At 72.8% G+C, this 11,010-nt stretch carries 1 protein-coding gene; it reads right to left on the reverse strand.

What is annotated here, in order from left to right; all coding sequences use genetic code 11:
- Positions 1 to 2: 2 nt before the first annotated feature.
- Entirely contained in the window at positions 3 to 10,985 is a 10,983-nt protein-coding gene (locus ACFOSH_RS12275; RefSeq protein ID WP_378238919.1) for an SDR family NAD(P)-dependent oxidoreductase, read from the reverse strand.
- Positions 10,986 to 11,010 lie beyond the last annotated feature (25 nt).

The following is an 11,010-nucleotide window of genomic DNA, read 5'->3' on the forward strand; positions in this document are numbered from 1 at the left end:
TCTCAGCGCGGGCCGAACTCGTCGTCGATCAGCGCGAGGAGGTCGTCCGGGGACGCGGCGTCGAGGTCGGCGATGGCGTGCGCGGGCTTCTTCGCCGCCCAGGCCGCCACCAGCCGCTTCAGCCGCCCGTCGATCTCCACGTCGCCGGGGTCGGCGCCGTCGAGCAGGGCTTCGAGCCGGGTGATCTGTTCGGTCACCGCGGCACCGGCACCGGTCTCGGGGGCGAGTTCGGTCTGGAGGTACTTGGCCAGCGCGTCCGGCGCCGGATAGTCGAAGACGACCGTCGTGGGCAGGGTGAGACCGGTCGCGGCGGCCAGCGCGGTCCGGAACTCGACCGCGGTGAGCGAGTCGAACCCGAGGTCGAGGAAGCCGCGGCCGGGGGCGATCGCGGCCGCCCCGGCGTGTCCGAGGACCGCCGCGGCCTGTCCGCGCACCAGGTCGAGCAACGCGCGTTCCTGGTCGGATTCGGCCAGTCCGGCGAGCTTGACCCGCAGTGCGCCGGCGTCGGCCGCCGCGGCCGTGCGCCGGACCGCGGGCACCAGGTCGCGCAGGATCGGCGGAAGCTGTCCAGCCGCGGCGAGCCCGTCTCGGTCGAGTTTGACCGGGACCGACGCGGCCACGTCCGCGACCAGCGCCGCGTCGAACAGCGCCAGGCCTTCGTCCGTGCTCAGCGCGGGGAAACCGTTGCGGCTCAAGCGTTGCCCGGCCTGGGTGCCCAGCGCGCCGCCCATGCCGTCCGCCCAGCGGCCCCAGGCCAGCGAGCGGGCGGGCAGGCCGAGCGCGCGGCGGTGCACGGCGAGACCGTCGAGGAAGGCGTTGGCGGCGGCGTAGTTGCCCTGCCCGGCGTTGCCGAAGACCCCGGCGGCCGAGGAGAACAGGACGAACGCGGTGAGCTCGTGGCCCTTGGTCAGTTCGTGCAGATGCCAAGCGGCGGCGGCCTTCGGGCCGAACACCGTCGCGAGCCGCTCCGGGGTGAGCGCGCCGACGAGACCGTCGTCGAGGACACCCGCCGCGTGCACGATCCCGCTCAGCCGGGGGATCCCGGCCAGGAGGGTTTCGACAGCGGCACGGTCGGCGACGTCGCAGGCTTCGATGCGAACGTTCGCGCCGAGGGCCTTCAACTCGTCGGACAACTCGGTCGCGCCCAGGGCGTCCGGGCCGCGTCGGCTCGTGAGCACCAGCTCCCGGACGCCGTGCGCCTGGACCAGGTGCCGGGCGAGGTGGGCACCGAGTCCGCCGGTACCGCCGGTTACGAGCACCGCTCCCCCGGCCAAGGTCGGGGTCTCTGCGGCTTGAGCACGCACCAGCGTCAACTTCGGCGCGTACAGCTTGCCTTCCCGCAACAGCAGTTGGTCTTCGCCGGTGGCCAGTGCCTTGCCGAGCATCGTCGTGTCGCCATCGCCGTCCACGAGGACGAACCGGCCCGGGTTCTCCGACTGCGCCGCGCGCACCAGGCCCCAGACCGCGGCGGCGGCCGGATCCGCACCGTCCTCTTCGGACAGTGCGACGGCGCCGGCGGTCAGCACGACCAGGCGGGCGGCTTGGGACTCCTGCAGTGCGGCGAGGACGGTCGCGGTCGCCGCACGCGCCGCGTCGGCCACGTCAGCCGCGGGTTCGGCGAGTTCCAGGACGACTGCTTCGGGCAGCTCAGCGCCGACGTCTTCAAGACGGGCCCACGACGTTTCGCCGTCGCCCGCCGGAACCGGCGACCAGACGATCCGGTGGAGCGACTCGCTCGGCGCCGTCACGGCCGCCGGGCGCTCACCGAAAGTCACCTCGGCGGACAGCACCGGGGCTCCCGCGAGGTCGAACACCGCCAGCTCCCCCGCCGGGCTCAGGTGCGCCCGGACGGTGGTGGCGCCGGTGGCGTGCAGGGTGACGTTCCGCCAGGCGACCGGCCAGCCGCGTTCGACCAGGACCGGGTCGAGCAGGCTCGGGTGCAGGCCGTACAGCTGGGCACTGTCGTCCGGCAGGGTCAGTTCGGTCAGGGTGTCTTCCGGGACCCGCGGCGCCGGGGCCGGGGTGGTGACCAGGAATCCGGTGCCGTGCCGCTGCCAGCCCGCGCCGGTCCGGGTGTGGACCGACACCGGGCGGCGGCCGTCGTTCTCGGCGCCGACGGAGACCTGGACCTCGCGGTCCCCGGTCAGCGGCGCCTCGACGGCGAACTCGGCGAGAGTGCCCGCGCCGACCTCGTCACCGGCGCGGATCGCCAGTTCGACGAGCAGCGTGTCCGAGGGTTCGGTGGGCAGAACACCGGTGCACAGGACCGAACCGTCGTCGGCCGAGGTCACGGCGGAAGCCAGGACCGGATGGCGCAGGCCGCCGGCGACGCGCGCCATGGCGGGCTCGCGCAGCCAGTACCGCTCGTGCTGGAAGGCGTAGGTCGGCAGGTCGACGACGCGCGGTTTCGCGGGGGCGAAGAACGCGGGCCAGTCGACGTCGATCCCGCGGACGTGCAGGCGGGCCAGCGCGGTGACCGCGGTCTCCGGCTCGTCCTTCTCGTCGCGCAGGGCCGGGATCGCCTCGCCGGACCCCGCGGCCAGCGCCGAAAGCACCGCCGCCGGGCCGATTTCGAGGAAGGTGGCCACGTTTTCGGCCGAAAGGGCGGTCAGCGCGTCGGCGAACCGGACTGGTTCCCGCACGTGCCGCACCCAGTACGCGGGGTCGGTCAGACCGGCCTGCACAGCAACGGTCGACACGACCGGGATCCGCGGTTGCGAGAACGACAGTTCCCGCACCACGGCGGCGAACTCGTCGAGCATCGGGTCCATCAGCGGTGAGTGGAACGCGTGGGAGACGTCGAGCCGCTTCACCTTGCGGCCACGCGCTTCGAGAGCCGAAGCGGCGGCGAGCACCGGTTCCTCCGCGCCCGAGAGCACGATCGCGTCCGGGCCGTTGATCGCCGCGACGGCGACACCGTCGAACTCGGCGACCTCGGCTTCGGTCGCCTGCACGGCGACCATCACGCCGCCTTCGGGCAGCGCCTCCATCAGCCTGCCGCGCGCCTCGATCAGCTTCGCCGCGTCTTCCAGCGAGAACACACCCGCTACGTGCGCGGCGGCGATCTCGCCGATCGAGTGCCCGGCGACGAACGCGGGCCGCACACCCCAGGACTCGAAGAGCCGGTAGAGCGCGACTTCGAGGGCGAAGATCGCGGGCTGGGCGGTGCCGGTCCGGCTCAGGTCGCCGTCGAGCGGGAGCAGTGCGGCGACCTCGTCGTAGGCCTTGGCGAACGCGGGGAAAGCGGCGTGGAGACCGCGTCCCATTCCGGCGCGCTGCGACCCCTGACCGGTGAACAGGAACGCGAGTCGACCGGACGCGGGTTCGCCGGAGGCCAGCGTCCGCAGTCCGGCGCCGGGCTCGCCGACGACGACCGCGCGGTGCGCGTGGTGAGTACGGGTGGTCGCCAGCGAGAAACCGGTGTCGACCGAGTGCTCCACAGTGGACAGACGGGAAGCCTGCGCGGCCAGCGCCTCCGGAGTGCGTCCGGAAAGCAGCAGAGGCACGACGGGCAGCGACTGCGAAGGTTCGGGCTCGGCTTCAGCCGGGGCCTGTTCGAGAACGACGTGGGCGTTGGTGCCGCTGATGCCGAACGACGACACCCCGGCGCGACGCGGGCCACCGGTCTCCGGCCACGGCGTCCGCTCGGTGAGCAGCGCGATGTCGCCGGTGGTCCAGTCGACGTGCGGGGTCGGCTCGTCGACGTGCAGGCTCGCCGGGACGACACCGTGGTTCATCGCCTCGACCATCTTGATGATCCCGGCGACCCCGGCGGCGGCCTGCGTGTGGCCGATGTTGGACTTGACCGAACCGAGCAGCAGCGGCCGCTCGCGGTCACGGCCGTAGGTGGCCAGCAGGGCCTGCGCCTCGATCGGGTCGCCGAGCGGCGTTCCCGTTCCGTGCGCTTCGACGACGTCCACAGTGGACGCTTCGACCCCGGCGTTGGCCAGCGCGGAACGGATCACTCGCTGCTGCGAAGGTCCGTTGGGGGCGGTGAGACCGTTGGACGCGCCGTCCTGGTTGACCGCGGAACCCTTGACGACGGCCAGCACCCGGTGTCGGTTGCGGCGCGCGTCGGAGAGCCGCTCCAGCACCAGGATTCCGACGCCTTCGGCCCAGTTCGTGCCGTCGGCGGCCCCGGCGAACGGCTTGCAGCGGCCGTCCGGCGCCAGTCCGCGCTGCCGCGAGAACTCGACGAACATGTCCGGCGACGCCATCACGTTGACGCCGCCCGCCAGGGCCAGCGTGCACTCCCCCGACCGCAGCGACTGCGCGGCCAGGTGCACCGCCACCAGCGAAGACGAGCAGGCGGTGTCGACGGAAACCGCCGGGCCTTCCAGCCCCAGCGCGTAGGCGACGCGGCCCGACACGACGCTGCTGAACGACGCGGTGCCGAGGAATCCTTCTACCTGCTCGGGAATCGCGCTCAGCCGCGAGATGTAGTCGTTGGACAGCGCCCCGGCGAACACCCCGGTGCTGGTGCCGCGCAGGGAACCTGGGTCGATCCCGGAGCGCTCCAGCGCCTCCCACGCGGTCTCGAGGACCTGGCGCTGCTGCGGGTCCATGGCCAGCGCCTCACGCGGCGAGATCCCGAAGAACTCGGCGTCGAAATCGCCCGCGTTGTAAAGGAAAGCACCTTCGGAGGCGTAGGTGGTGCCGCGGTGGTCGGGGTCCGGGTGGAACAGCGAGTCCAGGGGCCAGTCGCGGTCGGCCGGGAAGTCTCCGACGCCGTCGCGGCCTTCGGCGACCAGCTGCCAGAGCTCGGCGGGTGAGGTGACCTCGCCCGGGTACCGGCAGCCCATGCCGACGATGACGATCGGGTCGTCGTGGATACCGGACCCGGCCGTGGCGGGGGAAACCACGACCGGGGCCGGCGTCTCATCCCCGACGAGTTCGCCGCGCAGGAAGACTTTCAGCGCGTCGGGCGTCGGGTGGTCGAAGACGAGCGTCGCGGGCAGCCGGAGACCGGTCGCGGCGCCGAGACGGTTGCGCAGTTCGACCGCGGTGAGCGAGTCGAAGCCGATTTCGTTGAAGGCACGGGTCGCGGCGATCCCGGCCGCGTCGGCGTGACCGAGGACCAGCGCGACCTCGCGGCGCACCAGGTCCAGCAGCAGGTCGTCGCGGTCCGGGGCGGGCAGCCCGGCGAGTTTGCGCCGCAGTTCGCCCGCCTGCTCGGCGGTGGCGGTCTTGGCCTTGGCCCGGCCGGAGCCGCCGACCAGCCCGCGGATCAGCCGCGAGATCGGGGCGTCGCTGCCGCGGACGGTCGCGCGGTCGAATTTGAGGCCGAGCAGGACGGCGTGGTCGAGGCCGACCGCGCGGTCGAACATCGCCAGACCCTCTTCGGGGTTGATCGGCGGGAAACCGCTGCGGCGCATGCGTTCTTCGCCCGCGTCGCCGAGTTCGCCCTTCATGCCGCCGGACCACAGGCCCCACGCGACGGACTGTGCCGCGAGACCTTCGGCGCGGCGGCGGGTGGCGAGGCCGTCGAGGAAGGCGTTGGCGGCGGCGTAGTTGCCCTGGCCCGGGTTTCCGAGCACGCCGGCGGCCGAAGAGAACTGGACGAACCAGCGCAACGGGAGGTCCGCGGTCAACTCGTGCAGGTGCCAGGCAGCGTCGGCCTTGGGAGCGAGGACGCGGTCGAGGCGTTCGGGGTTCAGCGCGTCGATCGGGGCGTCGTCGAGGACGCCGGTCGCGTGGACGACGGCGGTGAGAGGGTGCTCGCCGGGAATGGCGGCCAGCAGCGCGGCGACGGCGTCGCGGTCCGCGCTGTCGCACGCGGCGATGGTGACGGTCGCGCCGAGAGCCTGCAACTCGTGTGACAGCTCGGAAGCACCGGGGGCGTCGGGACCGCGACGGCTGGTCAGGAGCAGGTGCCGGACGCCGTACTCGGCGATCAGGTGCTTGGCGAGCATCGCGCCGAGGCCACCGGTACCGCCGGTGATCAGCACCGTGCCGTCGGGCTCCGGGCCGCGTGGGATGGTGAGCACGACCTTGCCGATGTGCTTGGCCTGGCTGAGCAACCGGAACGCCTCGGGCGCCCGGCGGACGTCCCAGACGTGGCGTGGCAACGGCTTCAGGACACCGCTCGCGAACAGGTCCAGCACTTCGGCCCACATGCGGGAGAACTGCTCCGGACCCGCCTCGATGAGGTCGTAAGGCCGGTACTCGACGCCGGGGTGCTGCGCGGCGACCTCGTCGGGGTCGCGAAGTCCGGCCTTGCCCATCTCCAGGAACCGGCCGCCGCGCGGCAGCAGCCGCAGGGAGGCGTCCACGAAGTCGCCGGTGAGCGCGTCGAGGACGACGTCGACACCGCGTCCTTCGCTGGTGGCGGAGAAGTGCTGCTCGAAGTCGAGGGTGCGGGAGTTGGCGATGTGACCGTCGTCCAGCCCTGCTTCAGTCAGCACATGCTGCTTCGCGGGGCTCGCGGTGCTGTAGACCTCGGCGCCGAGGTGGCGGGCGATCTGGATCGCCGCCATGCCGACGCCACCGGCGCCCGCGTGGACGAGGACGGACTCCCCCGCCTTCAGCCCGGCGAGTTCCTTGAGGCCGAAGTAGGCGGTGAGGAACACCAGGGGCACGGACGCGGCTTCCTCGTCCGACCAGTTCTCCGGAATACGCGCACACATCGAACGCTGCGCGGTCGTGATGGAGCCGATGCCGCCGATCGCGACACCCATGATCCGGTCGCCAGGCACCAGATCGTCCACTTCAGACCCGACCTCAAGGACCACACCGGCGATTTCGTTGCCGAGCGGGCCGGGTTCGCCCTCGAACATGCCGAGGACGTTGAGCGCGTCGCGGAAGTTGAGGCCCGCGGCGCCGACGGCGACCCGGATGTGCCCGGCTGCCAAGGGTTCCAGGGCCTGGGGGCAGGGTTCGAGGCGCAGTTCGTCCAGGGTGCCGCGGGCGGCCATGCCGAGGCGCCACGCGGGTTCGGCGGGCGGGCTGAGTTCGTCGGTGCCGGGGACCGGGCCGAGGCGCAGGGCTGCGAAACCGCCGTCGCGCAAGGTCAGCTGGGGTTCGCCGGTCGCGAGCGCTGCGGCGAGTTCGGTGTCGGAGAGGTCGCCGGTCTCGGTGTCGACGAGGACGACGCGGCCGGGGAGTTCGCTCTGCGCGGAGCGGCCGAGGCCCCAGACCGCGGCGGCGGCCGGATCGACGCGACCAGGACCGATCGCGGCGCAGGTGACGACGACGAGTTTCGCGTCGGCGAACCGGTCTTCGGTGGAGAACTGCTGGAGGACGGCGAGAACCTCGCGGGTCGCGATGCTCGCACCGGCCGGGTCGGTGAACACCGGGAGCACGACCACCGGCGGCACGGCGCCGCCGCCGACCCGCCCGTGGTACGCCCACTCGACCTGGGCCGGGTCCGCCGGGGTGGGCACCGGGGTCCAGTCGAGGCGGAACAGCGAGTCGAGGCCAGGGGTCGCCAAGGTGACGGGAGCGAGTTCGCGCAGCGTCAGGGAACCGATGGTGACGACCGGGGCGCCGGTGCCGTCGGCGGCGCGCAGGGTGACCGCGCCGGACTTCCCCGGTGTCAGCTTCAGCCGCAGCGCGGACGCGCCGGTGGCGTGCAGGGTGACGTCCTGCCAGAGGAACGGCAGCTTCGCACCACCCGGCTCGTCGGCCAGCAGGCCGATCGCGTGCAGCCCGGCGTCCAGCAGCGCGGGGTGGAGGCCGAACTGCTCGACGTCGGCCTTCGCGGTGTCTTCCGGCAGCGCGGTCTCGGCGAAGATCTCCTCACCGAGCCGCCAAGCGGCCTTGAGTCCTCGGAAGACCGGGCCGTATTCGAGGCCTGCGGCGGCGAACACCGGGTAGACGTCGGTGACATCCACGGACACGGCGTCGCGCGGCGGCCACTCGGCCAGATCGAAGCTCGCGGCCGGGGCCTGCGGGGCCAAGGTGCCCGAGCCGTGCAGCGTCCAGGCGCCCTCACCGGCGCGGGAGTACACGGCGACAGCGCGTCGGCCGCTCTCGTCCGGTCCTGCCAGGACGACCTGGACGTCCAGCGGACCGGCCAGGACCATCGGCTCGCGGAGGGTGAGTTCTTCCAGGTGCGCGCAGCCGGCTTCGTCACCGGCTCGCAGCGCGAGTTCGACCAGCGCGGTGCCGGGAACGATGACGGTGCCCGCGACGGCGTGATCGGTGAGCCAGGGATGGGTGGACGGCGAGATCCGCCCGGTCAGCACGACTCCGGCGCCGTCGGCGAGCGGGACGGCCGCGCCCAGCAGCGGATGCGCGGCGTCGGCCAGGCCGAGCCCGCCCGGGTCGCCCGCGCTGTGGCCGCCGCGCAGCCAGTAGTTCTCGCGCTGGAACGGGTACGTCGGCAGGTCGATCGTGCGGGCTCCGGTGCCCTTGTGGAACGCGGTCCACTCGACGCGGGCGCCGCGGACGTGCAGTTCGGCGAGCACGGTCATCGCGGTCCGCGCTTCCGGGCGGTCCTTGCGCAGCACCGGGACGGTGAGGATGCCTTCGGGCGGCAGCGTCCGCGCGACCATGCCGGCCAGCACCGAATCCGGCCCGATCTCGACGAACCGGGAAACCCCTTCGCCGCGCAGGAATCCGATGCCGTCGGCGAACCGGACGGGCTGCCGGACGTGTCGCGGCCAGTAGCCGGGCACGGTGACCTCGTCGGGTCCGGCGAGGCGGCCGGTCACGTTGGAGACCACGGGGATCGACGGCGTCCCGTGCGGGGTTTCTTCGGCGATGGCGCCGAATTCGGCGAGCATGCCGTCCATCCGCGCCGAATGCGACGCGTGGGAGATGTTGAGCCGCTTGATCTTGCGGCCGCGTTCGGCGAATTTGGCGGCCAGCGCTTCGGCCGCGGCCTCCTCGCCGGACACGACGATCGAGTCGGGGGCGTTGAGCGCGCCGATGGCGAGGCCGTCGGTCAGTTCGGCCGCGACCTCCTCCTCGGTCGCCTGGATGCCGATCATCGCGCCGCCCGGCGGCTGCGCCTCCATCAGACGGCCGCGCGCGGTGATCATCCGCGCGGCACCCGCCAGGTCCCAGACCCCGGCGACGTGGGCCGCGGCCAGTTCACCGGCGGAGTGCCCGACGACGTAGTCCGGCCGCACGCCCCACGCCTGGAGCAGCCGGAAGAGCGCCACTTGCAGGGCGAACATCGCGGGCTGGGCGAAGGTCATCCGGTCGAGCAGCTTCTGGTCGTCGCCGAAGACGACGTCGGCCAGCGGGCGGTCGAGGTGGGTGTCGAGCGCGGCGCATGCCTCGTCGAAGGCGGCACGGTAGGCGGGGAAGGTGTCGTAGAGCTCGCGGCCCATGCCGCAACGCTGGGCGCCCATCCCGGAGAACAGGAACGCGGTGCGCCCGAGCAGCGGTTCGCCGGTGACGACACCGGGCGCGGGTTCGCCCTCGGCGAGCGCGGTCAGCCCGGCCTTGAGGTCTTCCAGGCCACTGCCGACGATCGCGGCGCGTGACTCCAGCGCGGTCCGGGTGGTGGCCAGCGACCAGCCGAGGTCAAGCGGGTCAACAGTGTCTACTGTGGACAGAAGCTGTGCGGCGGAGGCTTTCAGCGCGGCGGGACCGCGAGCCGAAAGCGGCCACGTCTGGACGGCGGGCGGAGTCCGCTCCGGCTCGGCGTCCTCGTTCGCGGGAGCCTGCTCCAGGATGACGTGCGCGTTGGTGCCGCTCATGCCGAAGGACGACACCCCGGCGCGGCGCGGCCGGTCACCGGTGTCCCACGGCTTCGGTTCGGTGAGCAGTTCGACGGCCCCGGCCGCCCAGTCGACGTGCGGGGAAGCCTCGTCGATATGCAGGGTGCGGGGCAGCACGCCGCGGCGCATCGCCTCGACCATCTTGATGATCCCGGCGGCCCCCGCGGCGGCCTGGGTGTGCCCGATGTTGGACTTGACCGAGCCGAGCCACAGCGGGTTCTCCCGCTCACGGCCGTAGGTGGCCAGCAGCGCCTGCGCCTCGATCGGGTCACCGAGCGTCGTGCCGGTGCCGTGCGCCTCGACGGCGTCGACGTCGGCGGCGGTCAGCTTCGCGTTCTTCAGCGCGGCACGGATGACGCGCTGCTGGGCCGGACCGTTGGGCGCGGTCAGGCCGTTGGACGCGCCGTCCTGGTTGACCGCGGAACCCTTGATGACGGCGAGGATCCGGTGACCGTTGCGGCGGGCGTCGGACAGCCGCTCCAGCAGGAGCATGCCCGCGCCCTCGGACCAGCCGGTGCCGTCGGCCCCGGCGGCGAACGCCTTGCAGCGCCCGTTCGGCGCCATGCCGCGCTGACGCGAGAACTCGACGAACGTCTCCGGCGTCGCCATCACCGTGACCCCGCCGGCCAGCGCCAGCGAGCACTCCCCGGACCGCAGCGCGTGCGCCGCGAGGTGGACCGCGACCAGCGAAGACGAGCACGCCGTGTCGATGGTGACCGCCGGGCCCTCCAGGCCGAGGGTGTAGGCGAGCCGGCCCGAAAGCACGCTGTTGGCCGAGCCGGTGCCGAGGAACCCTTCGACCTCTTCGGATCCGCCGTCGAACCCGGAGACGTACTCGCTGCGCATGGCCCCGGCGAACACGCCGGTGGCGCTGCCCTTGAGCGCGGCCGTGTCCAGCCCCGCCCGCTCGAACGTCTCCCAGGTGACCTCCAGCAGCAGCCGCTGCTGGGGGTCCATCGCGAGGGCTTCCCGCGGCGAGATGCCGAAGAAGCCCGCGTCGAATTCCCCGGCGTCGTGCAGGAATCCGCCCTGGTCGCTGTAGCTCGTGCCCCGGTGTTCCGGGTCCGGGTGGTACAGCCCGTCGGTGTCCCAGCCCCGGTTCGCCGGGAAGCCCGTCATCCCGTCGCCGCCACCGTCGACGAGGTCCCACAGTCCTTCCGGCGAGGTGACCCCGCCCGGGAACCGGCAGGCCATGCCGATCACCGCGAGGGGTTCCGAGCCGCTCTCCTCGGCTTCTCGCAGACGGCGCCGCGTCTCACGCAGTTCGGCGGTCAGTCGCTTGAGGTAGTCGAGCGTCCGCTCGTCGGTCGTCATGACGGTGGTCCTCCTCGCGGCGCCG

This window comes from Amycolatopsis speibonae (assembly GCF_042647925.1).
Taxonomy (GTDB): Bacteria; Actinomycetota; Actinomycetes; order Mycobacteriales; family Pseudonocardiaceae; genus Amycolatopsis; species Amycolatopsis speibonae.

What these genes read in the sequence shown, in the direction of transcription:
- ACFOSH_RS12275 (WP_378238919.1), bottom strand. Translation starts at nt 10,985, where the DNA reads ATGACGACCGACGAGCGGACGCTCGACTACCTCAAGCGACTGACCGCC.